We start from the raw sequence: 22,868 nt of genomic DNA, 5'->3' as shown, positions 1-22,868 counted from the left end.
GGGACTGCAACAACAAGGGAGAAACCACATGACACTGACAGCAAGACTGATGGCCGGCGCGGCAATGACCGCGCTGACGCTGGGCACCGCCATGCCCGCCTTCGCGGCCGAGAAATGGGACATGCCGATGGCCTATTCGGCCTCGAACTTCCACTCCGAGAACGGTGTGCAATTCGCCGAATGCGTGGGCGAGAAGACCGGCGGCGAGATCGAGATCACCGTGCACCCGGGCGGCGCGCTCTTTGCTGGCGCGGACATCAAGCGCGCGATCCAGACCGGGCAGGTCCAGCTGGGCGAGCGTCTGCTCTCCGGCCACCAGAACGAGAACGCGGTCTTCGGCTTTGACTCCATCCCCTTCCTCGCGCCCTCTTTCGAGGCGAGCGCGCAGCTTTGGGAAGCCGCCAAGCCCAAGGTTGAATCCGTGCTGGAAGAGCAGAACCTCGTCCTGCTTTATAACGTGCCATGGCCGCCCCAAGGGCTCTACTTCAAAAAGGAAGTCGACTCGGTCGAGGACATGAAGGGCGTGAAGTTCCGCTCTTACAACAACACCACCGCGCGCCTGGCCGAACTGACCGGCATGTCGCCCGTCACCATTGAGGCCGCCGAAGTCAGCCAAGCCTTCGCCACCGGTGTCGCGGAATCGATGATTTCTTCGGGTGCCACCGGCTATGACCAGAAGGTCTGGGAAAGCCTCACGCATTTCTACGAAGTCGACGCATGGTTGCCGCGCAACTATGTGATGATCAACGCCGATGTTTGGGCCGAAGTCTCGGACGCGAACAAAGAGGCGATCACCACCTGCGCGACCGAGGCCGAAGAGCGGGGGCTGCAAGCGTCCAAGGACTACACTCAGTTCACCTATGACGGGCTGCGCGAAGGCGGCATGAACGTGGAACCGGCCAACGAAGAGCTGATGTCGGGCCTGCGTGAGGTGGGTGAGACCATGACGCAAGAATGGCTCGAAGCCGCGGGCGAAGACGGTCAGGCGATCGTCGACGACTACAAGGCGATGCAATAATCACGAAACCTGCGGCGGCCCGTCACCCGGGCCGCCGTTCTCATGCCCGGGCATGACTTGACGGAGGGAGAGCCGCATGAAGGCGCTGCGCAGACTATTGGACGGGCTTTATACTGGGGCGGGGGCGCTTGCCGCGCTCTGTCTGGTGGCCATCCTTACCTTGATCGTGGCCCAGATGGTCGCCCGTTGGACCGGCAATGTCTTTCCCGGCGCTGCCAGCTATGCGGGCTATGCCATGGCCGGGGCCAGTTTCCTCGCCTTCGCCAATGCGCTCAACCGCGGCTCGCATATCCGCGTGTCGATCCTGCTTAACGCGCTGAGCGCGGGCGGGAAGCGGCTGCTGGATATCTGGTGTTTCGCCGTGGCGGCGGCGGTCGCGTGGTATTTCACCTATTACGCCTATTGGTTCGTCTACTGGTCGTGGAAGTTCCACGAAGTCAGTCAAGACCAAGACGCCACCGCGCTGTGGATACCCCAATCGGTCATGGTGATCGGCGGCGGCATCCTTGCCATCGCGCTGACGGACAATCTTTTGCACCTCATCTTCAAGGGCGACCACCGCGTCACCCGTGACCTAGTCGATCAAAGCTTCGGGGAATGACGCCATGACCGAGATCTATGCCATCACCCTGTTTCAGATCGTCCTTTTCTTCCTCCTTGGCACCGGCGTCTGGGTCGGCCTTGCCCTGATGGGCGTGGCTTGGGTCGGGATGGAGCTTTTCACCACCCGCCCCGTGGGCGACGCCATGATCACCACGATCTGGGCCAGTTCCTCAAGCTGGACGCTGACCGCGCTGCCGCTCTTTGTCTGGATGGGCGAGATCCTCTACCGCACGCGGCTGTCGCAGGACATGTTCCGCGGGCTGTCGCCTTGGCTGGCGAAACTGCCGGGCGGGCTGGTGCATACCAATATCGTCGGCTGCACGGTCTTTGCCGCCGTCTCGGGCTCTTCCGCCGCTACGCTGACCACCGTAGGCAAGATGTCGATCCCCGAACTGCGCGCGCGCAACTATCCTGAAAAGATGATCATCGGCACGCTGGCGGGTGCGGCCACGCTGGGGCTGATGATCCCGCCGTCGCTGGCGCTGATCGTCTATGGCGTGACAGTGAACGAAAGCATCACCAAACTCTTCTTCGCGGGCGTCCTGCCCGGCCTGCTGCTGGCGCTGATGTTCATGGGCTATGTCGCCGTCACCAGCATGCTGTCGAAGGACTGGAACCCCGATGCCGAAACCGGCATGAGCTTTGGCGAAAAGCTGCGCAACTCGCGTTTCCTGCTGCCGGTCTTTGCGCTGATCACGGTCGTGATCGGATCCATGTACCTCGGCTTTGCCACGGCGACCGAGGCGGCGGCCATCGGCGTCATCGGTTCCCTCACACTGGCGCTGTTCCAAGGCTCGCTGAACTGGCACAGCTTCCGCGAGAGCCTGATGGGGGCGATGCGGACCTCTGCGATGATCGCGCTGATCCTTGCGGGCGCGGCCTTCCTGAAACTGTCGATGGGCTTCACCGGTCTGCCCCGCGCGCTGGCCGACGGGATCGCGGCGATGGAGCTCTCGCGCTTCGAGCTTCTGATGGCGCTCTTGGTCTTTTATATCGTGCTGGGCATGTTCCTCGACGGCATCTCCTCGGTCGTGCTGACGATGGCGGTGGTCGAGCCAATGGTGCGCAGCGCGGGCATCGATCTGATCTGGTTCGGCATCTTCGTGGTCGTGGTCGTTGAAATGGCGCAGATCACCCCGCCGATTGGCTTTAACCTCTTCGTGCTGCAGGGCATGACCAACCACGAGATGGGCTATATCACCAAGGCCGCGCTGCCGATGTTCGCGATTATGGTCTTCATGGTCTTCGTGCTGATCTGGTTCCCCGAAGTGGCCACATGGCTGCCCGAAAACCTGCGCAGCGCACCGGTTTAGCGGTGAAGGGCCATGCGCTATATGCTGAGACTGGCCTCGCGCCATGCGCGGGCCTGCCTGATCGTCGGGCTGCTGGCGGGGCTGGCCCTGCCCGGCCTGGCGGCGGCGCTGGCCGGGTGGTTGCCGCAGATGGTGGCGGCATTGCTGACGATCACCGCGCTCAGGATCGGGCACCGCGCGGCCCTTGGTGCAGTGCGCGATCTCATCTGGGGGCTGGCCTCGGTGCTGGCCTTGCAGACGCTGCTGCCCCTGCTGCTGGGGGGCTTCGTGCTGGTCGGGCTGGGGCAGACCCCTGCGGCACTGGCCGTGACCCTCGCCGCGGCGGCTCCGGCGCTGACGGGCAGCGTGAACCTCGCCCTGTTGATGCGGCTCGACGCGGGGCGGATGATGCAGCTCATGGTGCTGGGCACCGCCGCCTTTCCGCTGACCGTCCTGCCGGTGCTGGCGGCCCTGCCGCAACTCGGCCCGGCCTCGGAAATCGCCCTCGCCGCCCTGCGGCTCTTGGCGGTGATCCTTGGCGCGACGGGGCTGGGTTTTGCCCTGCGCCATGTCTTCCTGCCCCAGCCCACCCCGCGCCAGACCGAGGCGCTGGACGGCGCATCGGTGCTCGCCTTCTCGGTCATCGTGGTGGGGTTGATGGCGGCGCTGAACCCGGCGCTGCGCAGCGATCCATGGGCCGTGGCGTGCTGGACGCTGCTGGCCTTCGCCCTAAGCTATCTGTTGCAGGCGGGCACATTGCTGCTGACCCGGCGCGGCCCGCTGCGCGCCGTGGCCGGACCACTGGCAATCGGCGCGGGCAACCGCAATATCGCGCTGTTTCTCGTGGCGCTGCCTGCGGAGGTCATCGCGCCGCTGATGATCTTTATCGGCTGCTGGCAACTGCCGATGTATCTGACCCCGGTGCTGCTGCCGCGCCTTTACGAAAGGATGCTTCGCAATGACTGACTGGCCCCGCATCCGCAGTGTCGGCCTCTCTGGCCTATTGGTCACCTTTGCCGAGAAGATGTCCGAACCCGCCAACCGCGCCGCCCTCGCCTTTCGCGCGGCGGTAGAGGAACAGGACTGGCCCGAGATGAGTGAGACGAGCACCTCGCTGGTGTCGACCTTCGTGCAATTCGAGGTCTCCCAAGAGGCCATCACCACGATGACCGACCGCCTGCGCGGACTGCTCGAAACCCGCGACTGGTTCGCCGAAGCCCTCCCCGCCGGGCGCAGCCTGTGGCATGTGCCCACGGTCTATGGCACCGATCTGGCCCCGCAGTTGGAGGAGGCCGCCGAGGCCGCGGGCCTCGACCCCGACGTGGCCATTGCGGAACTGTCGCAGGCGCGGGTCCGGGTGCTGACCATCGGCTTCGCCCCCGGCCAGCCCTACATGGGCGAACTGCCCCCGCATTGGGACATTCCGCGCCAGCAGGGGCTGACGAAATCGGTGCCGCCGGGGTCGCTCGTCGTGGCCATTCGGCAGCTCATCATCTTCACCAATGCCTCCCCCACCGGCTGGCGGCACATCGGCCAGACGGCTTTTCGCACCTTCCGCCCGGGCAGCGACATGCCCTTTCCGCTGTCGCCGGGCGATGAGCTGATCTTCCCATCCATCCCCCGGCAAGAGTTCGACCGCATCGCCGACGACCCCACCGGCGGTGCCGAGCGGGAGGCGCTGACATGAGCGGCACGCTGACCATCCTTCAAGCCGGTCCGGCCATGACCATCCAAGACCTTGGTCGCCCCGGCTATCGCGCCGTTGGCCTAACCCACGGCGGCGCGGCGGACCCGACTGCCCTGCACGAAGGCGCCGCCCTGCTGGGGCAAGATCCGAACAGCGCCACGCTTGAGATGGCGGGCAGCGGCGGCAGTTTCGAGGTCGATCAGGACACCCGCATCGCCCTGACCGGGGCGCAGATGCAGGTGAGCATCGACGGCGAAGCGATTGCATGGAACGCGAGCCACCTGCTGCCTGCCGGGGCCAAATTGACCATCGGCGGCGCACGGGACGGGGCCTATGGCTACCTCCATGTCGGCGGAGGGTTTGACGTGGCGCCGGTGATGAATGCGCGCGCCAGCCATCTGGCCGCTGGCATTGGCGCGCTGCTGCAAAGTGGTGAGACCCTGCCACTGGGGGTCGATAAGGGAGGCGAGACGAACCTCACTCTCCCGCGCGACAGCCGGTTCGGGGCCGGGCGGGTGCGCATCGTCGCCTCCATGCAGACCGATGCCTTCGACGAGGCAACCCGCCAGCGGTTCACCGAAACCACCTTTCGCCGTGATCCGCGCGCCAACCGGATGGGCGCACGGATGGATCATGACGGCGAAGGTTTCGCCACCGGCGGGCAGCTCACCATCGTGTCGGAGGTCATCACCCCCGGCGACATCCAGATCACCGGCGACGGCGCGCCCTTCGTGCTGATGTGCGAATGCCAAACCACCGGCGGCTACCCCCGCATCGGCACGGTGATCCCCTGCGACCTGCCGATCGTCGCGCAGGCGCAGCCGGGTGCTGCGCTGCGGTTCGAGTTCATTGACCTCGACGAAGCGCTGGCCGCCGAGACGCGCCACCGCGCCGACCTTGCTGCCCTGCCCAAACACCGCCAGCCGCTTTTGCGCGACCCGGCGCGGATTCGCGACCTTTTGGGCTATCAACTGATCTCCGGCGTGGTTTCAGCCACTGCCGACCCCTTCGAGAAGGAGCAGACATGACAACCGTCGATCTCAACGCCGACATGGGCGAAAGCTTTGGCCCTTGGAAAATGGGCGACGACGCGGCGCTTCTGCGCGTCGTAACCTCGGCCAATATCGCCTGTGGCGGGCATGCGGGCGACGCCGATGTCATGGCGGCGACGATGCGCATGGCGCATGAAAACGGCGTCGGCATCGGCGCGCATCCGGGGTTCATGGACCTCGCCGGTTTTGGCCGCAACCGCCTCTCAGTGCCGCGTGGCACCTTGCAGAACCAGATCCGCTATCAGGTCGCCGCGAGCGTCGGCATGGCGCGCAGCGTCGGCACGCAAGTGCGGCACCTGAAACTGCACGGCGCGCTGGCGAATATGGCGTCGGAGGATGAGGAACTGGCCCGCGACCTCTATGAGGCGGCGCTCAGCGTGGCGCCGGACCTCATCGTCATGGTGCTGGCCGCCACGGCGCAGGAACGGGCGGTGCGCTCACTGGGCTGCAAATGGGCCGGGGAGATTTTCGCCGACCGCGCCTATAACGACGACGCGACGCTGGTCGACCGCAGCAAGCCCGGCGCGGTGATCCATGACGCGCAAACGGCAGCGGCGCGGATGGTTGAAATGGTCAAGGCAGGCGCGATCATCACCGAGAGCGGCAAGCACATCTCCAGTCGGATCGACACGATCTGCCTGCATGGCGATACCGCAGAGGCCGTTCAAATTGCAACCGCCGTCCGCAAGGGTTTGCAGGACGGCGGCGTAACTTTGGCAAAGTTCAGCGGCAGCGTTTAGCTGCGCACCAGCTTTTCATAGTCCAAGGCGATCTCACGCGTCAGCGCGCCGACCTCGAAATGCCAGTCGCCGATCTGCCCCACCGGGGTCACTTCGGCGGCGGTGCCAGTGAGCCAGCACTGCTCGAAACCTTCCAACTCTTCGGGCATGATATGCCGCTCGTGGACCTTGATGTTCTTCTCGCGCAGCATGTCGATCACGGTCTGCCGGGTGATGCCGTTGAGGAAGCAATCGGGCGTCGGCGTGTGCACTTCGCCATCCTTGACGAAGAAGATATTCGCACCTGTCGCCTCGGCCACATAGCCGCGGTAGTCATACATCATCGCGTCAGAGCAGCCCTTTGCCTCGGCCGCATGTTTGGACATGGTGCAGATCATATAGAGGCCCGCCGCTTTGGCATGGCTCGGGATCGTCTCGGGCGAGGGGCGCTTCCATTTGGAGATGTCGAGCTTGGCGCCCTTCATCTTGGCGTCACCGTAATAGGCACCCCATTCCCAAGCCGCGATGGCCATGCGGACCGGGTTGCGGGCCGAGGCGACACCCATGTCTTCGCCCACACCACGCCAAGCGACCGCACGCACATAGGCGTCTTGCAGACCAGAGGCGGCGAGGACTTCGGCCTTGGCGGCTTCGATCTCGTCAATGGTGTAGGGGATCTCGAAGTCGATCATCTCAGCCGAGCGCTTGAGCCGTTCGGAATGCTCGCGGCTTTTGAAGATTTTGCCGTTGTAGGCGCGCTCGCCCTCAAACACCGAAGACGCATAGTGCATCGCATGGGTCAGGATGTGGACATTGGCCTCGCGCCAATCCACCATTTCGCCATCCATCCAGATGTGCCCATCCCGGTTGTCATATCCGCCTGCCATGGTGTTTCCCCTCCAAATGACGCGCTATCTTTTCAAAAATTGCGCAACAATCGGCAGATGCAGACATTTAATTGCGCAAAACACGGGATTCGATAGCCTTTCACTATTGGAATGTCAACAACGCTGACGTAAACTGATCCCCAACAGGCCCGAGAGAGAATGAGACACACTATGGCTGACGGGCGCATGATGGCCCCTAGCAGCGGCGACAGCCTGCTGTTTTTGACGGACGAACAACTGCGGCAGGGGATCGAGGCGATGTTCTTTGCCTATCGCGGTTTCACTGCCGATCCTGACCGGATTCTGGCCGATATGGCCTATGGCCGCGCGCATCACCGCGCCATCCACTTCATCAACCGCGCCCCCGGTACGACGGTGAACAACCTGCTCAATATCCTCGGGGTCACGAAACAATCGCTCAACCGTGTCTTGCGCACGCTGATCGCCGATGGTCTGGTGCAGAGCAAGGTTGGCCGCAATGACAAGCGCGAGCGGCATCTGTTCCTGACCGACGAGGGTCGCAAGCTGGAACAGGAGCTATCAGACGCTCAGCGCGCGCGCATGCGGCTGGCCTTTCGCACCGCCGGACCCGAAGCCGTGGCCGGTTTCAGAACGGTATTGGAGGCCATGATGGACCCCGAAATGCGCCAGAGCTTTGACCGGCTGCGCGAAAGCGCCCCATGAACGATCTCGACCCGCACCTGCTGGTCGTTGACGACGATGAGCGGATCCGCAGCCTGTTGAAGAAGTTCCTGATGCGGAACGGCTTTCTGGTCAGCACGGCCCGCGATGCGGCCCATGCGCGGCGGGTGCTGGCGGGGTTGGAATTCGACCTCATCGTGCTCGACGTGATGATGCCCGGCGAAGACGGCATGGCCCTGACCCGCGCTTTGCGCGAAACCCTGCAAACGCCGATCCTGCTGCTGACCGCCAAGGGCGAGACCGACAACCGCATCGAAGGGTTGGAGGCCGGGGCGGATGACTACCTGCCCAAACCCTTTGAGCCGAAAGAACTGCTGCTGCGCATTAACGCCATCCTGCGCCGAATGCCCGATACCTCTGCCGCCGACACCGCGCCAAAAGTGCTGTCGCTCGGCGTGATCCGCTATGACATGGAGCGGGGCGAGATGTGGCAGGGCGACGATCTGGTGCGCCTCACCGCGACCGAGGTGCAGCTGATGAAGATCTTCGCCGCCCAGCCCGGTGTCGCGCTGAGCCGTGCCAAATTGGTCGAGGAACTGGGCCGCGACCGGGGGCAAGCGCAGGAACGCGCGGTCGATGTTCAAATCACCCGCCTGCGCCGCAAGATCGAGAGCGATCCGAAACAGCCGCAATACCTGCAAACCGTGCGCGGCGCGGGCTATATGCTGGCCCCGGACTGACCTCGCCCCGCCTGCTGAACCGGGCCGGTAAAATTCATCACGCAAGCCCGCTGGCAATGCGGGGCGCGAAGTTCTATTGTCGCGCGAAATTCCGATAACGAGGCGCGCAATGTCCGACACACCCGTAGAAGAGATGAACTTTGAGACCGCTATGGCCGAGCTTGAGAAAGTCTTGGGCCAGCTTGAAAACGGCAATGTCGCATTGGACGAAAGCATCGCGCTTTACGAACGCGGGGCCAAGCTTAAGGCGCGCTGCGAGACCAAGCTGAAAGAGGCCGAAGAAAAGGTCGCCGCGATCACGCTTGACGGCGATGGCAACCCGAATGGGCTGAAACCCGTCGAAGGGCTTTGACCGCCCGCATGCAAGAGACCACCCCCCGCCCTTTGGCAGAGGCGCTCGCCCATGCCCGCGATCTGGCGCAAGCGCAGATCGACACAGCGCTTAGCGCGCATGACGGCCCCGTTGCCGAGGCGATGCGCTATGCCTGCGGCGGCGGCAAGGGGCTGCGCGGCTTTCTGGTGATCGAATCCGCCCGGCTGCATGGGATCGCCCCCGGCATGGCCGCCCCTGCGGCGGCGGCCATCGAGGCGCTGCACGCCTATTCGCTGGTGCATGACGACCTGCCCTGCATGGACGACGACGATCTGCGCCGGGGCCAGCCCACGGTGCACCGCAAATGGGATGAGGCGACCGCCGTTCTGGCCGGTGACGCGCTGCAAACGCTGTCCTTTGAACTGCTCGGCCAAGCGCCCTGCCCGGCGGAGGCGCGTCTGACCCTGATGACCAGCCTCGCCCAAGCGGCAGGCGTCGGCGGTATGGTCGGCGGTCAAGCGCTGGACATCGCCGCCGAAACCGCCCCCGCCCCGCTGTCACTGGCCGAGATCACGGCGCTTCAGGCGGGCAAGACCGGCGCCTTGATCGAATGGTCCGCCATGGCCGGGCCACGGATGGCCGGTGCCGATGCCACCGCCCTCGGCGCTTACGCCAAACACCTCGGCCTCGCCTTTCAGATCGCCGATGACATCCTCGATGTCGAAGGCGACGCCGAAACGGTGGGCAAGGCGGTCGGCAAGGACGACGCGGCGGGCAAGGCCACTTTCGTGTCCCACCTTGGACTGGTCGGAGCCAAGACCCGCGCCGCCGAATTGGTGGACATGGCCTGCGACGCCCTATCTGAATATGGACCAGAGGCGCAGAGCTTGCGAGCCGCTGCCGCCTTCGTTATTGCCCGCGACAGCTAGCCGGGCGGCACATGCGCCAATGCGGCACCAGAGAGGCCCCGATGAGTGACAAACCCGCCACACCCCTGCTCGATCAGGTCACCCGCCCTGCGGACCTGAAACACCTGTCCGATGCCGAACTGACCCAAGTCGCCCGCGAATTGCGGGCCGAGACGATCTCGGCCGTGTCGGAAACCGGCGGGCATCTTGGCGCCGGGCTTGGCGTGGTCGAACTGACCGTCGCTTTGCACGCGGTTTTCGACACGCCGCGCGACAAGATCATCTGGGACGTCAGTCACCAATGCTACCCGCATAAGATCCTGACCGAACGCCGCGACCGGATCCGCAGCCTGCGCATGAAAGACGGGCTATCGGGATTCACCAAGCGCAGCGAATCCCCCTACGACCCCTTTGGCGCGGCGCATAGCTCGACCTCAATCTCAGCAGCGCTCGGCTTTGCCGTGGGCCGCGATCTGGGTGGCGTGATCCCCGAAGGACTGGGCGACGCGATTGCCGTGATCGGCGATGGCGCGATGAGCGCGGGCATGGCCTATGAGGCGCTCAACAACGCGGGCGATCTGAAAAAACGCCTGATCGTCATCCTTAACGACAACGAGATGTCCATCGCCCCGCCCGTCGGCGCGATGTCGAGCTACCTGAGCCGTCTATACGCCGAAGCGCCGTTTCAGGATTTCAAAGCCGCCGCCAAGGGCGCGGTGAGCCTGCTGCCCGAGCCCTTCCGCGAAGGCGCCAAACGCGCCAAGGATATGCTCAAGGGCATGGCCGTGGGCGGCACGCTGTTCGAGAACCTCGGGTTCTCCTACCTCGGCCCGATCAACGGGCATGACATGGACCAGCTGCTGCCGGTGCTGCGCACCGTCCATCAACGCGCGACTGGGCCGATCCTGATCCACATCCAGACGCAAAAGGGCAAGGGCTATGGCCCCGCCGAAGCCGCGCGGGATCGCGGCCATGCCACGGCCAAGTTCAACGTGGTGACGGGCGAGCAAAAGAAAGCCCCCTCCAACGCGCCGAGCTACACCCGCGTTTTCGCCGACAGCCTGCTGGCCGAGGCCGCCGAGGACGACAAGATCTGCGCCGTGACCGCCGCCATGCCCGATGGCACCGGCCTCGACCTTTTTGCCGAACGCTACCCCAGCCGCTGCTTCGATGTGGGCATCGCCGAGCAGCATGGCGTGACCTTCTGCGCGGGGCTCGCCGCGGCGGGGATGAAGCCCTTCTGCGCGATGTATTCCACCTTCCTGCAACGCGGCTACGACCAAGTCGTGCATGATGTGGCGATCCAGCGCCTGCCGGTGCGTTTCGCGATCGATCGCGCCGGTCTCGTGGGCGCCGACGGGCCGACCCATGCGGGCGCCTTCGATGTGGCCTTCCTCGCCAACCTGCCCGGTTTCGTGGTCATGGCCGCCGCGGACGAGGCAGAATTGCGCCATATGGTCGCCACCGCCGCCGCCCATGACGACGGCCCCATCGCCTTCCGCTATCCGCGCGGCGAAGGGCGCGGGGTCGAGATGCCAGAGCGTGGCACCCCGCTGGAAATCGGCAAGGGCCGGATGATCCAAGAGGGCAGTAAGGTCGCGCTTTTGTCCTTCGGCACGCGTTTGGAAGAGGTCGAGAAGGCCGCCGAACAGCTTCAGGCCAAGGGCATCACCCCCACCATCGCCGATGCCCGTTTCGCCAAGCCGCTGGACCGTGAGATGATCCTCAAGCTCGCCCATGACCACGAGGCGCTGATCACCATCGAAGAGGGCGCAGTCGGCGGCTTCGGCAGCCATGTGGCGCAGCTGCTGGCGGATGAGGCGGTGTTCGACAAGGGGCTCAAGTTCCGCTCCATGGTGCTGCCCGATACCTTCATCGATCAGGCCAGCCCGGCGGATATGTATGCCGTGGCGGGGATGAACGCCGAACAGATCGCGGCCAAGGTGCTCGAAGTGCTGGGGATCGGTGACTTGGACGCGCAGCGCGCCTAACTGGCGGCGGTCAGCACCAGCAGGCCGCCCGCGACCAAGGTGATCACCACACAGACATAGCCCAAAAGCACGAAAAGCCCGTCGCGGGTGAACAGCCCAAACACCAAGAGGGCAACGGTGCCCGCCCCCAGCGATGACATCATCGGCAGCACCTCCATAAAGGGCCAGCCGAGCGGAATGATCGTGACCACCACCAGTGTGATGAACCGCATTGGCCCGGTGGTGAGAAACTGAAGGCGCGGCTTGCAGCGCCCGTCGACGAAAGCGCAGGGGCGGCGCAGAAAGCGCACGCAGCCGCTCAACCGATGGCCCGCCACCTCGCGCCGCAACAGAAATTGCGGCATCCATAGCCTGCGCCGCCCGGTCACCGCCTGCACGGCCAGCAGGATGATTGTCACCGCCGCAAGGGTCGAGACGCCGGGAATGCCCGACAAGGGTGAGACCAGCAGCAAGGCGACGATCAGGATCAGAGGGGTGATCGAACGGTCGCCGATCTCATGCAGCACGTCGTTGATCGACACCGCCTCCTTCTCTGCCGCGCGCTCCATGCTATCCAGCAAATGGGCCAACGTGTGTTCGTCTTGACGCATTCAGTGCCTCTGGCGGTGCCTCGAATTCAGTCTTCCGCCTCCAGCAGCGCGGCCAGACCAGAGCGGTAATCGGGATAGATCGGTTGCCAGCCCAACGCCGCCTTGGCGTGATCGTTCCGGACCTTCTTGCTCTCCGCGTAAAAGCTGCGGGCCATGGGGGTCATCTCGGCCTTGTCGAAGTCCACCGCCGGGGGAAGGGGCAGGCCCAAAAGCGCGGCGGCATGGCCGATCACATCCTGCGGCGGGGCCGGATCATCGTCACAAAGGTTATAGATCGCCCCCGGCTGCGGCTTGGCCAGCGACAGGTCCAAGGCTTGGGCGATATCCTCCACATGAATACGCGAGAAGACCTGCCCCGGCTTGATGATGCGCCGCGCCGTGCCTTTGCGTACCTTGGCGAATGGCCCGCGCCCGGGGCCGTAAATGCCCGCGAGCCGGAAGATATGCAGCGGCAGGCCGGGGATCGCGCCCCATGCCGCCTCGGCCTGCACCCGCGCCGCGCCGCGCCGGGTGGAGGGGGTGAGCGGTGTCGTCTCATCCACCCAATCGCCCCCATGGTCACCGTAAACACCGGTGGTCGACAGATAGCCAACCCACCGCAAATAGGGGGCCGCTGCGGTGATTTCATCCTGCAAATCCAGCAGTACCGGATCCCCTTCCGGCCCCGGCCCGGCAGAGACCAACAGGTTGGGCACCTCTTGCAAAAGCGAAGACAAATCGCTGCCGGGCCAGAGCATCGGCTCCACCCCCGTCGCGGCAATCTCATCCAGTTTCTCGCGGCTACGGGTCGTGCCGATGATGCGCCAGCCCTGCGGGATCAACCGGGCCGCCAAGGCCCGCGCGCTATAGCCATGGCCGAGGGAAAGAAGCGTTTTATCCATACCGCCAAAGTGGCCCGCATGGGCCGCAATCACAAGCGGCAAGCGGTGGATTTACTCTTTCAGGAGGTCGATTGCCATGTAGCCGAATGCTGGCCCGGCCCACTGCCGGGATCGGCGGATTTTACCGGTTCCGGTCTCGGCCCAATAGTCATTGGTAAAGGTCGTGGCGCCATAGACGCAATGTTCACGAAGATGGCGTACTGAAAGGCGGCGGTCGACAATCTGGATCGTTTCGGGCCCCAAATGGGTCACATCACAGGCGAAGGGCACCGTCTGTGCCGTGCCATCAAGCCGCGCGAGCGTGATCAACCTTTCACCGCCGCCGCCTTGCCCGTCCAGTGCTGCAATCACCGTCTGCGCCTGCGCCGAGCGCATGTCTCCACCAAGCCCTTTCGTGCCGACCAGAACCCCCTCGCGCAGAACGATCTGAACCTGGTCTGTCGACTGCCAGACCTCAACCATACCCGGCGTCCCATCCGAGCGCCGAGCCACACGCCGCAGAAAGTCCTGCAACCCGGTGTTTTCCGGCACGACCTGCATGACGGCGCCGGGGGTCTGATCCAGCAATGCCCGGGTCACGGTAACCCGCCCCTTTGGGGGGGCTTCTGGCCCTGTCCGGTCTTTGAGGATGGTGAACAACGTGCTGCCCGCGCTGAACAGCGGGCTGCGCTCCTCTTCGCGTCCGCCGCCGGCACAGGCGGTCAAGGTCAGGCTGGCGATCAGCAGAAGCCCGGTTGCAAAACGCTTCATTCCCAAACCCTCGACCATTGATCTTCCAATGCATTGCGGTGGCCGCTGCGCACCTGTTCATAAAGACGGCCCGGGACCTCAAGCCGCGCGCCGCCGTCGCGCTGGATGGGGCGGATCGTGGTAGAAACGCTGCGCTTGTCCGGTTTGCCCAAGAACCAATTTATGGGGATCGTCAGATTGATGCCTTTGTCGAAGGAACCTTCGCCAAACTCTTCGGCCGAGACATCGGTGATGGTGAAGAAGCCGCCGATCTTCCAACCATTGGTGAACTCGCGCGTCAAAGTCACGGTTGCGCCAAGATCACCTGCCAAGTACCGGCCCACGTCCAATTGACCGTGATAGCCGCCGCCAAAGGCATAATAGGCCGAGACATGGCCCGTCGCCACGCTGTAGTCCAGAAAGCCAAGAGCACCGTCATAGTCGCGCTGTTTGACATAATTCGCCTCGACCCCGAGCGCGAGGTTGCTATTGACCGGCTTCCACAGCAGTTCTGCCGAAACGCCACCGAACATCCGCTCAAGATAGCCCGTGGTTACCCGGGCATAGAGGTCGTTGCCGGGCTTCCATTGCTTGCTCACATAGGCATTGTCGATGATCGTCCTGCCTTCGCGAGCATAACGCGGGCCCTCGGTGCGGACGGTCGGAAGCCGTGAGTTGCTCGGTCTTGTCTTATCGCCGACATTGCCGAAAAGACGGTGCTTCAACCCGCCAGCGACGGTCCAACCCGGCGCGGGGCGATAGCTGGCCGTCACCTCGACGCCGCCGTCCAGCCGAACCGGCTCTTCCGGGTCGAAATAGCTGGGCGACAGATAGGGACCGATGGCCCAAGCGAAATCGGGGTAGAGATCATTATTCTTCATGGCGCGCGGCAACCGAGGCGCGGCCTCGCCAATACCTGCTACGGCCAACAGCGCATCCGCGGCTTGTGGATCAAACTCCAAAGCTTCAAGGTCAGAGCGCCGCAAAGTCACGGCGGATTGCGCCAGACCTTCTTCGACCAAGACGATACGGAAAGTCTCGACCGAGGCGGGCAAAACCCACGCCAGTGCGCGCGCGCCTCGACCGACGGCAACAGCCGGGGCCTGATATTTATCATTCCGCAGACGCAGTTCTGCGCTTGCGGCATCCAGCTTCAGCGCAACGAGGGAAAGACCGCTTGCATCCAACACCTCTTTCACCTGCGCATGTAGGTTGCGCTGCTGGCTCGTGCTAGCGGCCCATTGCGTATCCCACGTCGCCGGAGAGATGGGGCGGGCGGGGCGTACCTTTAATGGCGCGACCGGGGTAACCTTGATCGGCGTGAGCGGTCTTCGTGGGTTCAGTTGATATTGCAGGTTCACCCCGATCTCAGCGCCGTAGAGATAATAGGCGCCCAATCGCAGCCCGTCGGAATATTGGTATTCGGTGCCGAAGTTAAACTGCGATTTGCGCGTAAAGATTTCGCGCGATCCGTCTTCGGTCTCATAGGCGTCGGAACTGTATTCCGCCTTGAGGGTCCAACGGTCATTCACCGCCCACTCGACCCCGGCAAAGGGTGCGGCAGACCCGCGGAACCACTGATCAAACGAAGGTTTGCCCCCTGTACTGCCCCCGGTGAACGAGCCTCGATTGCCCCCGAAGGGCGCACCGATACTGCCGTGACTTCCCAGACGCCCCCAGCCCAGACCGCCAGTCACCTTGACGCGACCGGGCAGCAGCGTGTTGTCAAAAGTCTTGGTCGCGACGACATATTCGCCCGCGTAAATCCCTGTGCCTGCAAAATCCTGCAAGCCTACTGTGATTGCAGGCCAGAAGGCGTCTTCCTTTTTCAGTAGATAGCGCAGGTCAAAGCTTCGGTCGCGATAGGTATCGAAACTACCGGGAACGACAGCGGTCCAATCCTGAAGTCCGACATAGCGAAAGCTGGCCGATAGGCGCGGCGTAGCCTGAAAGGTCAAAGTGCTGCGCGTCATGCCGGCAAAGTTCGAGACCCCGATCGCAAGCTGCCCGTCCGGCATCGGATGGGCGGTTGGCATATCGACCAACCCCGGCGAACCGTAAAAGTTAAGCGAGGGTCGTTCGGGCGTCTCGAAAATGTCATAGGTCGGGTCAGCCAAAGCGGCAAAAGGCAGTGCCCCGCCCACCAAGAGCATTGACGCCAAAGAACCATGGCGCAGTCTACGCGTTCCAAATTTCGTCCGCTGATGCACGAAGCGCCCCTTACCTGCGATATTGTTGATTAGATTTGACACGGACGGCCCCTGCAGATCAATCTTTGTCCCCCTACCGCGTGGCCCTGTCACCCGACCGCGGCAATATCGCGACATATCGAACCGCTTTCAGGAGGACTTACGCAACGCCTCAGGCGGGGCGAACCCTTCGACCCAGCGGTAGACCACCTGACGCGCCAGCGCTTCGTCATTCGCCACCAGCGCTTCACGCAGGTCTCGCAGGGCCGAGGCGATTTCGAGTTCGTGCAGCCCGTTTTCCCGCGCGGAATAGATTTTGGGATGGGCCGTATTGATCAGCAGACCGCTCAACGTGAGCTCTTCGGTCATCTTTTCGCCGGGGCGCAGACCGGTGATCTCAATCTCGATATCGCCATCGGGGTTGTCTTCGTCCCGCACGGTGTAGCCGGCGGCCTCGATCACCTGCCGGGCCAGTTTGAGGATCGGCACGGGTTTGCCCATGTCCAGAACAAAGACCTCACCCCCTTGAGCCAGCGATCCGGCCTGTAGGACCAAGCGCACGGCCTCTTCGACCGTCATGAAGTAGCGCGCCACCCCGCGGTCCGTTACCGTCAACGGGCCACCGCGGCTGACCTGCTCTTGGAACAGTGGCACGACCGACCCGGAGGACCCCAGAACATTGCCGAAGCGAACCATGGAGAAGATGACACCGCCCGGGCCGCCATATTTGCGCGCCATATCCTGAATGACGAGTTCGGCAAGCCGCTTGGACCCGCCCATGATATTGGTCGGGCGCACGGCCTTGTCGGTGGATACGAGGATGAAACGCTCCACCCCTGCCCGGGCGGCCTGTTCGGCCAAAGCATGGGTTCCAAGGACATTGTTCACCAGCCCCGACAGCGGGTTCGCCTCGACCAAGGGCACGTGTTTATAGGCCGCGGCATGGAGGACCACATTGACCCCGTGTTGCGACAGCACTTTGCGCAGTTGCCGGGTATCCGTCACCGTCCCCAAGACCGAGACGATCTCGATATCGCTGCCCTCGGCCAACTGGCGGATCTCCATGTCGGCGTTATAGAGGGCCAGTTCGCTCAACTCGAAAAGCACCAGTTTGGTGGGCCGGCATAGCAGCACTTGGCGGCACAGTTCCAACCCGATGGAGCCGCCTGCCCCCGAGACGAAAACCACTTTGCCCGCATAGCTTTCGCCGCCTTCGTTAATCAAAGGCGCGACCTCATCCCGGTTCAAAAAGCGGCTCGGAGAGACGGGGGAGAGCTTGTCGACCAAAGCCTCTTCCCCGATCAGCTGCGCGAAGGAGGGGAGGGTCTGCACCTCGAGACCCAGCTTCTCCAACCGCCGGGCGATCTGGGCCTGTTTGGGGGTGCTGAGCGACGGCACGGCCAGCAACACGCGGTCAATCTGCTTTTCGACGGCAAGTTCCGCGATGCCCCGTGGCGAATAGACCGGCAGCTTCGAGACGTTGAGCCCCTGAAGCGCGATATTGTCATCAACAAAGGCAATCGGTTCAATCGTTTCATGGCCGCGCAGGGCCGAAACCAGTTGCGTCCCCGTGGTGCCCGCACCGTAGATCAAAACACGGCACCGCGCGTCGCCCGTCCGGTAGATTTGCAAAACGATATGCAACAAGATGACCCGCGACAGCACCACCAGAGAGAAAAAGATCGCCCCGAACATCACATGCACGCCGATAGGGAAATCCAGCCCCAGAAGGGTCGCGCTCAGCAGGGATACGGCTGCAAGGGTGGTCCCCAGTATCGCGGTGCTTCCGACCGCTGCGGTTTCATAGGCATTAAGTTGCGTGGTGCAGACCCCCAAGCGGATCGAAACGATCACACCGACGATCAGGGTAAGGGGTATAATTGGAGCGTAAGTAACGAGGGTTTCGAGCAAATCTTCGGGCAGGCCGCGCACAGCCAAGGCGGCAATCGTGGAGACAACGATTAAAAGGGAGTCGAGCGTTAGCATGATCACGCGCTTTTGCCGTTTGGTCAGCGACTTGATAATGCTCAACATGCGCCGTCTCCTGTCTACGAGTATATTGGCGACCGCAGCGGCCGAAACCTATTAGTAGCTCTCTTTTGTCCATGGTGTTCTTCGGGAGCGCCAACAAGCACAAAAACAGTAAATAGCGCTTAATGTATCACCATTCGAATCTGGATTCGCTTAAATTTTCAGCAAACAATGCCATGATTTTGTCAGAAACACCAATTCTTAACCAATTTGCCCATCAACGCCCCCGCTGACAACCGCAAACTCTAACTGCGGCGAAAGAGGTTGCTAATGGTCTGAAACACGAGATCAAAGTCGTAGCAGACGCTTTGATGGCGCTGATAGATCAGATCAAGCTGCGCCTTGCGCGGGACACAGACGCGACAATAGACATGATCGGTTTCTGCCGCGGTCTCGCAGCGTGACAGCAGCCGTTCTTCATGTTTGTGAAACCGGATTGTGGCCAGACCGGTAACGCCGGGCCGGGATTTCAAAACCTTGCCGTAAACTTCGGGGAAACGCTCAACGTATTCACGCAGCGGCGGACGGGGGCCGACAAAGCTCAGATCACCGCGCAGGATGTTCCAAAGCTGGGGAAACTCATCCAAGCGCCGCGCCCTGAGCCATGCGCCCGTGGGGGTGATCCGCGCGGCCTTGTTGCCGCCCGACACGCCCTGATCCTCTTCGGCCACGGTCATCGTGCGCAGCTTCCAAAGCTTGAAACTCTCTTCCGGCGTTTTCATCCGCTCGGCCACATGGAAAAGTGGCCGTCCCTCTTTGACCAGCAGCCAGACCAGCAACCCCAGAAGGATCGGCCCCAGGATGACGACAAGCAGGCTGGCGAAGAACAGATCGAAAATGCGCTTGCGCCAAGTCATTGATGGGTCTTCATCGTTTGTTCATATCCTGCTGCCATTCTCGCACCAAACCGGCGGGCGTTTGAGTTTCTGGCGTGAAATCGACGTGGCGTTCAAGTGCCTTCGTATCCAGCCGCACCTCGGGAATGGCGGAAGCAGGGGCCGGCTTGGGCTCCCACGCCAGCCCCGCCGCATCCAACAACGCGCCCATTTCCACCGCGCCGGGTGCCGCGATGTTCAGAATGGGCGGCAGGTGTTCTACATGGCAGAGCGCGTGGAGCACCCGCGCCAAGGTCACCGGCCCGATGTAACTGCGGCTTGGCGTGCGGCCATCGGGGAAGCGATCAATCTGCATGCCCGGCCGCCAACCGCCGAGGATCGCATCCGCCCCCGCTACGTTGCCGATCCGTAGCGCGGTGACTGCGGTCTCGCCGCTCGCCTCTTGCACTGCCTTTTCCATCGCAAGCTTCTGTCGGCCGTAATCCGACAGCGGAGCGCAGGACAGATCCTCTTGCAGCGGGCCGCCCTCTGCACCGTAGACCGCCGCCGATGAGGCGACGAGAAGCCGCGGGACCCCCGCCGTCTCTGCCAGTTTCAACGCAGCTAAGGCGAGGGTCGCATTGTCTTCCAAAGCGGCATCACAAGCACCCGCGTGGGCCGGGGTCACACCTGCCAAAGAGATGATCGCCCTTGCCCCACGCGCGGCTGCGAGGGCCGCGTCGCTTGGGCTCTCTTCCGCATTCGGTAGCTTGAAATCATAAAAGCCAGGCCGCGGCTCTCTAGACTGGCTGCGCAGCGCCTGCGGCTCTGGCCAATGACGGCGCAGCATACCGCCCAATCGGCCCGTCGCACCTAGCAAAAGCACGCCGTTAAAGATCACAGAGCTGCCCGGACACGCGCTGTCTTTTGAAATCATTGACGCCATATGTTCAGCCTCTATCCTGAATGACTAGAATTTCGGATGGGGACCGGCTTTACAACATCCTTTGCAAGCCACCAATTTACACTGCATACAGGCACAAGTACCCCGGTTTACCGGTGAAACACCAGAAAGCGACTGCGCATCTTATGAAGCACCTGAGCAAACTGTTCCTCTTGGCCCTGATGGCCCTTTCTCTGGCGGCTTGCGGCAACCTCCCCCGCGGTGCGGCGATCGAGAGAGAGGTAACGAAGGAAGCAGCCGCTCCTGATGCCGATATCGCCGTCTATCCGGTTACCCGAGCCTTTCTGCCCAGTGTGGCTCAGTGGCCCAACACTGGCGAGCGGCGCCATGGCTGGATCGGTGCCAGCCGAGGATCGAACGCCCAGGTCATCCGCCCCGGTGATCGGCTGGACATTCTGGTTTGGGACAGCGGCGACAACTCGTTGCTGACATCTCCGGCTCAGCAAGTTGCCACCCTCCCCGGCATTCGCGTCTCGGAAAGCGGCACCATCTTCATGCCCTATATCGGCAAGGTCAGAGTCTCGGGCCGCACCCCGGATTCAGCGCGGCAGTTGCTCCAACGCCGGCTTGAGACAATCGTGCCTGCGGCACAGGTGCAACTGGCGATGACCGAGGGTCGCAGCAACTCTGTCGATCTGGTGAGCGGCGTGAGCAGCCCCGGCAACATCCTAATGCCGGACAACAACTTCACCGTTCTCGCCGCAATCTCGGCTGGCGGCGGCGTGCTCTCCAGTATCGAAAACCCGCAGGTCAAACTGCTGCGCGGCGCCAATATCTATACCACCTCGATCGACCGGCTTTATGAGAACCCAAGCCTCGACACCCGGCTGATCGGGGGCGACAAGCTGATCATCGAAGATGACCGCCGCTACTTCCTGTCGCTGGGTGCCGCCGGGCGGGAGGCACAGTTTCCCTTCAACCGCGACGAAGTCTCGGCGCTGGACGCATTGGCAATCATCGGCGGGGTGAACGAATCCCGCGCCGATCCCGAAGGCATCCTGATCCTGCGCGAATACCCCGCCAGCGCGGTGAGTGCGGGCGTGCGCGGCCCGCGCCGCACGCGGGTGGTGTTCACGCTGGATCTGACCACATCCGACGGGCTGTTCTCGGCGCGGAATTTCCACATTCAATCCGGCGATCTGGTGCTCGCGACGGAAAGCCCGCTGTCGGACACCCGCACCATTCTGGGCCTTGTCGGATCGGTCTTCGGGCTGGTGAATACCGCCGGAAACCTCGGCAACTGACCTAGCCGATCCGCTTGCCCTCAGGCACCAATGCGTTGATCTGCGCAAGGTGTTCGGGCAGGCAGCGGGTCAGGAAATCGTAATTCTCGACCACATGGGCCCGCGCCGCCGGGCCGAGATGGGCGTGATCCTGCGGATGGGCGAGCACCTCTACCACCTGCGCTGCCAGCGCATCGGGGTCGAAGAAATCCACCAGCAGGCCGGTTTCACCATGGGTCACGGCCTCGCGCACCGGGGCCACGTCGGAGGCGACGATCGTGGCCTGCATCGACATGGCCTCGAGCAAGGACCAAGACAGCACGAAGGGCATCGTCAGATAGATGTGACAGCGGCTGATCTGCACCAGCTTCTTGAAGTCGGGATAGGGCACTTTGCCCACGAAATGCACGCGGTCCCAATCGACCCGATCCTGCAACTCCGCCGCCATCTCTCCGCGCAGACCGCCGGGATGATCGCTCTGCTTGCCGTAGGAGACCTCATTGCCGCCGACGATCACCACCCGCGCATGGGGCCGCTCTGCCAAGATACGCGGCAGGGCGCGCATCATCGTGTGAAAGCCGCGGGTCTTTTCCAGATTGCGCGCGACATAGGTGATGATCTCATCCTCGCGCGTCACGGGCCGCGCCAAACGCCCCAGACGCAGACTGACATCCGGATCGGGCAAGAGCTGATCGGTGCGGATGCCGTCGTGACAGACATAGAGCTTGCGGTGAAAGCTCTCGGGAAAACGGTCGCGCTGCCAATAGGTCGGGCAATGGCCCAGATCGACGGTTTCGATATTGGCCAGCGGTACGATGTTGCGGGCATGGTTGAGGTAGGGCGCATGGGCCGAGATTTTCTCGGCAGGGTCAAAGCCCACCATGCCGCCGGTCATGTTATAGTAATACTCGAAATAACCGATGATCGGCACATCCGGCCAAAGCTGTTTGAAGAAACTTAACTCCCCCCAACCGACGTGGCCGATGATGATGTCGGGGCGAAACTCCTCTCGCGTTTCGATCTGCTGGGCGGCGTTGACGGCGCCGAACCCATTGCCTGAGGCTTCCTCCCAAATGCGCGAGAGACCATAGGCCTTCTCGTCGGGGCGGTGATGGGGGCGGTAGACACGGGTTTCGACCCCCGGCAACTGCGGCGCATTCTGACGTTGGGTCAGAAAATAAATGCGATGCCCGCCCGCCTGCGCCAGCCATTGTATCAATTCCCGGTATTGGCCGGGCATGTTCTGGTGCACAAAGAGAAAATTCATATAATCGTTCCGTAAATGCCTTGCGCGCCAGTTAGCCGCAAGCGGCGCGCTCTGGCAACATCGCGCGCCCTTTCCGATGGCGTGATCGCTTGAACCTCCCCCGGCCCTATGTCACCTTTGGACATGACAGATAAAACGTTCCCCTCTTGGCCCGATGTGGCCGCGCAATTGGTCGAGGTCGCCGCCGGACGGCGCGCGGCCGATACGATCATCACCGGCGGCACATGGGTCAATGTGCACACCCGCGAATGCCTGCCCGACCATGACATCGCCATCGCCGCCGGGCGCATCGCCTTTGTCGGCCCCGACGCGAGCCATTGCCGCGGC

At 63.1% G+C, this 22,868-nt stretch carries 22 protein-coding genes and 1 pseudogene; 14 read left to right on the top strand and 9 right to left on the bottom strand.

The window, feature by feature from the left end; all coding sequences use genetic code 11:
* Positions 1-28: 28 nt before the first annotated feature.
* The 7 genes from FCK22_RS04380 (at position 29) to FCK22_RS04350 (ending at position 6,392) form a co-directional block, all read left to right on the top strand.
* A complete protein-coding gene (locus FCK22_RS04380; protein ID WP_067264962.1) occupies positions 29-1,018 on the top strand; it encodes a TRAP transporter substrate-binding protein in 990 nt (329 codons plus the stop codon).
* 76 nt (positions 1,019-1,094) lie between these two features.
* Entirely contained in the window at positions 1,095-1,619 is a 525-nt protein-coding gene (locus FCK22_RS04375) for a TRAP transporter small permease (RefSeq protein ID WP_067264971.1), read from the top strand.
* Between the two features lie 4 nt (positions 1,620-1,623).
* On the top strand, positions 1,624-2,934 hold the full coding sequence (locus tag FCK22_RS04370) for a TRAP transporter large permease subunit (RefSeq protein WP_067264972.1): 1,311 nt from the start codon (positions 1,624-1,626) through the stop codon (positions 2,932-2,934).
* Positions 2,935-2,946: 12 nt separating this feature from the next.
* Positions 2,947-3,879, top strand: coding sequence for a hypothetical protein (locus FCK22_RS04365; RefSeq protein ID WP_067264975.1), 933 nt, complete (start codon positions 2,947-2,949; stop codon positions 3,877-3,879).
* On the top strand, positions 3,872-4,600 hold the full coding sequence (locus tag FCK22_RS04360) for a carboxyltransferase domain-containing protein (RefSeq protein WP_067264976.1): 729 nt from the start codon (positions 3,872-3,874) through the stop codon (positions 4,598-4,600). The genes FCK22_RS04365 and FCK22_RS04360 overlap by 8 nt, the downstream gene beginning before the upstream one ends.
* Positions 4,597-5,628 carry a biotin-dependent carboxyltransferase family protein gene (locus FCK22_RS04355; RefSeq protein ID WP_067264977.1) on the top strand — a complete coding sequence of 344 codons (1,032 nt, stop codon included), beginning with the start codon at positions 4,597-4,599 and terminating at the stop codon, positions 5,626-5,628. The genes FCK22_RS04360 and FCK22_RS04355 overlap by 4 nt, the downstream gene beginning before the upstream one ends.
* Positions 5,625-6,392 (top strand): 5-oxoprolinase subunit PxpA, encoded by a 768-nt coding sequence (locus tag FCK22_RS04350; RefSeq protein ID WP_067264979.1) that lies wholly within the window; start codon positions 5,625-5,627, stop codon positions 6,390-6,392. The genes FCK22_RS04355 and FCK22_RS04350 overlap by 4 nt, the downstream gene beginning before the upstream one ends.
* Here the strand turns inward: FCK22_RS04350 and FCK22_RS04345 are convergent.
* Entirely contained in the window at positions 6,389-7,258 is an 870-nt protein-coding gene (locus FCK22_RS04345) for a branched-chain amino acid aminotransferase (protein ID WP_067264982.1), read from the bottom strand. The two genes, FCK22_RS04350 and FCK22_RS04345, sit on opposite strands and share 4 nt — an antisense overlap.
* A 171-nt stretch (positions 7,259-7,429) precedes the next feature.
* On the opposite strand from FCK22_RS04345, the gene FCK22_RS04340 reads away from it, so the two are divergent.
* From FCK22_RS04340 to dxs, 5 genes are all read left to right on the top strand, one after another.
* Positions 7,430-7,942 carry a MarR family transcriptional regulator gene (locus FCK22_RS04340; RefSeq protein WP_067264985.1) on the top strand — a complete coding sequence of 171 codons (513 nt, stop codon included), beginning with the start codon at positions 7,430-7,432 and terminating at the stop codon, positions 7,940-7,942.
* Complete coding sequence (locus FCK22_RS04335; protein WP_067264987.1) at positions 7,939-8,640, top strand: response regulator; 702 nt, start codon at positions 7,939-7,941, stop codon at positions 8,638-8,640. The genes FCK22_RS04340 and FCK22_RS04335 overlap by 4 nt, the downstream gene beginning before the upstream one ends.
* A 109-nt stretch (positions 8,641-8,749) precedes the next feature.
* On the top strand, positions 8,750-8,992 hold the full coding sequence (locus FCK22_RS04330) for an exodeoxyribonuclease VII small subunit (protein ID WP_067264990.1): 243 nt from the start codon (positions 8,750-8,752) through the stop codon (positions 8,990-8,992).
* An 8-nt stretch (positions 8,993-9,000) separates the two neighbouring features.
* Positions 9,001-9,882, top strand: coding sequence for a farnesyl diphosphate synthase (locus FCK22_RS04325; RefSeq protein ID WP_067264991.1), 882 nt, complete (start codon positions 9,001-9,003; stop codon positions 9,880-9,882).
* 41 nt (positions 9,883-9,923) lie between these two features.
* Entirely contained in the window at positions 9,924-11,852 is a 1,929-nt protein-coding gene (gene dxs / locus FCK22_RS04320) for a 1-deoxy-D-xylulose-5-phosphate synthase (RefSeq protein ID WP_067264994.1), read from the top strand.
* Here dxs and FCK22_RS04315 read toward each other — a convergent pair.
* The 7 genes from FCK22_RS04315 to FCK22_RS04285 form a co-directional block, all read right to left on the bottom strand.
* Positions 11,849-12,442 (bottom strand): exopolysaccharide biosynthesis protein, encoded by a 594-nt coding sequence (locus tag FCK22_RS04315; protein ID WP_067264997.1) that lies wholly within the window; start codon positions 12,440-12,442, stop codon positions 11,849-11,851. The genes dxs and FCK22_RS04315 overlap by 4 nt on opposite strands.
* A gap of 26 nt (positions 12,443-12,468) precedes the next feature.
* On the bottom strand, positions 12,469-13,323 hold the full coding sequence (locus FCK22_RS04310; protein WP_067265008.1) for an SDR family oxidoreductase: 855 nt from the start codon (positions 13,321-13,323) through the stop codon (positions 12,469-12,471).
* A 51-nt stretch (positions 13,324-13,374) separates the two neighbouring features.
* Complete coding sequence (locus FCK22_RS04305) at positions 13,375-14,073, bottom strand: YjbF family lipoprotein (protein ID WP_067264999.1); 699 nt, start codon at positions 14,071-14,073, stop codon at positions 13,375-13,377.
* Positions 14,070-16,196 carry a YjbH domain-containing protein gene (locus tag FCK22_RS04300; protein WP_209273797.1) on the bottom strand — a complete coding sequence of 709 codons (2,127 nt, stop codon included), beginning with the start codon at positions 16,194-16,196 and terminating at the stop codon, positions 14,070-14,072. The genes FCK22_RS04305 and FCK22_RS04300 overlap by 4 nt, the downstream gene beginning before the upstream one ends.
* A gap of 195 nt (positions 16,197-16,391) precedes the next feature.
* Positions 16,392-18,275 carry a nucleoside-diphosphate sugar epimerase/dehydratase gene (locus FCK22_RS04295; RefSeq protein WP_067265004.1) on the bottom strand — a complete coding sequence of 628 codons (1,884 nt, stop codon included), beginning with the start codon at positions 18,273-18,275 and terminating at the stop codon, positions 16,392-16,394.
* Between the two features lie 242 nt (positions 18,276-18,517).
* Entirely contained in the window at positions 18,518-19,129 is a 612-nt protein-coding gene (locus FCK22_RS04290; protein WP_067265005.1) for a sugar transferase, read from the bottom strand.
* Positions 19,130-19,139: 10 nt separating this feature from the next.
* The gene (locus tag FCK22_RS04285; RefSeq protein ID WP_281429868.1) at positions 19,140-20,024 is read right to left on the bottom strand and encodes an NAD-dependent epimerase/dehydratase family protein; all 885 of its coding nucleotides are present in this window, start codon (positions 20,022-20,024) and stop codon (positions 19,140-19,142) included.
* A gap of 152 nt (positions 20,025-20,176) precedes the next feature.
* Between FCK22_RS04285 and FCK22_RS04280 the strand changes: the two genes are divergently transcribed.
* On the top strand, positions 20,177-21,295 hold the full coding sequence (locus tag FCK22_RS04280) for a polysaccharide biosynthesis/export family protein (RefSeq protein WP_067262137.1): 1,119 nt from the start codon (positions 20,177-20,179) through the stop codon (positions 21,293-21,295).
* 1 nt (position 21,296) lies between these two features.
* Here the strand turns inward: FCK22_RS04280 and FCK22_RS04275 are convergent, their stop codons facing one another.
* Positions 21,297-22,541 (bottom strand): glycosyltransferase family 4 protein, encoded by a 1,245-nt coding sequence (locus FCK22_RS04275; RefSeq protein WP_067262139.1) that lies wholly within the window; start codon positions 22,539-22,541, stop codon positions 21,297-21,299.
* Between the two features lie 123 nt (positions 22,542-22,664).
* On the opposite strand from FCK22_RS04275, the pseudogene FCK22_RS04270 reads away from it, so the two are divergent.
* Positions 22,665-22,868, top strand: a pseudogene (locus FCK22_RS04270) (adenine deaminase); the annotation flags it as partial.

It is taken from the genome of Sulfitobacter sp. 15WGC (assembly GCF_005068605.1).
Lineage (GTDB): Bacteria > Pseudomonadota > Alphaproteobacteria > Rhodobacterales > Rhodobacteraceae > Sulfitobacter > Sulfitobacter faviae.
Note: the sequence above shows the minus strand (reverse complement) of the source record. Positions and strands in the feature narration are given on the sequence as shown.

Excerpts from the sequence above, each read along its gene's own strand:
- FCK22_RS04350 (WP_067264979.1), top strand. The coding sequence starts at position 5,625 with ATGACAACCGTCGATCTCAACGCCGACATGGGCGAAAGCTTTGGCCCT.
- FCK22_RS04360 (WP_067264976.1), top strand. The coding sequence starts at position 3,872 with ATGACTGACTGGCCCCGCATCCGCAGTGTCGGCCTCTCTGGCCTATTG.
- FCK22_RS04370 (WP_067264972.1), top strand. The coding sequence starts at position 1,624 with ATGACCGAGATCTATGCCATCACCCTGTTTCAGATCGTCCTTTTCTTC.
- FCK22_RS04290 (WP_067265005.1), bottom strand. The coding sequence starts at position 19,129 with ATGACTTGGCGCAAGCGCATTTTCGATCTGTTCTTCGCCAGCCTGCTT.
- FCK22_RS04310 (WP_067265008.1), bottom strand. The coding sequence starts at position 13,323 with ATGGATAAAACGCTTCTTTCCCTCGGCCATGGCTATAGCGCGCGGGCC.
- FCK22_RS04330 (WP_067264990.1), top strand. The coding sequence starts at position 8,750 with ATGTCCGACACACCCGTAGAAGAGATGAACTTTGAGACCGCTATGGCC.
- FCK22_RS04280 (WP_067262137.1), top strand. The coding sequence starts at position 20,177 with ATGAAGCACCTGAGCAAACTGTTCCTCTTGGCCCTGATGGCCCTTTCT.
- FCK22_RS04345 (WP_067264982.1), bottom strand. The coding sequence starts at position 7,258 with ATGGCAGGCGGATATGACAACCGGGATGGGCACATCTGGATGGATGGC.
- FCK22_RS04285 (WP_281429868.1), bottom strand. The coding sequence starts at position 20,024 with ATGATTTCAAAAGACAGCGCGTGTCCGGGCAGCTCTGTGATCTTTAAC.
- FCK22_RS04275 (WP_067262139.1), bottom strand. The coding sequence starts at position 22,541 with ATGAATTTTCTCTTTGTGCACCAGAACATGCCCGGCCAATACCGGGAA.
- FCK22_RS04295 (WP_067265004.1), bottom strand. The coding sequence starts at position 18,275 with ATGTTGAGCATTATCAAGTCGCTGACCAAACGGCAAAAGCGCGTGATC.
- dxs (WP_067264994.1), top strand. The coding sequence starts at position 9,924 with ATGAGTGACAAACCCGCCACACCCCTGCTCGATCAGGTCACCCGCCCT.
- FCK22_RS04355 (WP_067264977.1), top strand. The coding sequence starts at position 4,597 with ATGAGCGGCACGCTGACCATCCTTCAAGCCGGTCCGGCCATGACCATC.
- FCK22_RS04375 (WP_067264971.1), top strand. The coding sequence starts at position 1,095 with ATGAAGGCGCTGCGCAGACTATTGGACGGGCTTTATACTGGGGCGGGG.
- FCK22_RS04380 (WP_067264962.1), top strand. The coding sequence starts at position 29 with ATGACACTGACAGCAAGACTGATGGCCGGCGCGGCAATGACCGCGCTG.
- FCK22_RS04340 (WP_067264985.1), top strand. The coding sequence starts at position 7,430 with ATGGCTGACGGGCGCATGATGGCCCCTAGCAGCGGCGACAGCCTGCTG.
- FCK22_RS04365 (WP_067264975.1), top strand. The coding sequence starts at position 2,947 with ATGCGCTATATGCTGAGACTGGCCTCGCGCCATGCGCGGGCCTGCCTG.
- FCK22_RS04305 (WP_067264999.1), bottom strand. The coding sequence starts at position 14,073 with ATGAAGCGTTTTGCAACCGGGCTTCTGCTGATCGCCAGCCTGACCTTG.
- FCK22_RS04335 (WP_067264987.1), top strand. The coding sequence starts at position 7,939 with ATGAACGATCTCGACCCGCACCTGCTGGTCGTTGACGACGATGAGCGG.
- FCK22_RS04325 (WP_067264991.1), top strand. The coding sequence starts at position 9,001 with ATGCAAGAGACCACCCCCCGCCCTTTGGCAGAGGCGCTCGCCCATGCC.
- FCK22_RS04315 (WP_067264997.1), bottom strand. The coding sequence starts at position 12,442 with ATGCGTCAAGACGAACACACGTTGGCCCATTTGCTGGATAGCATGGAG.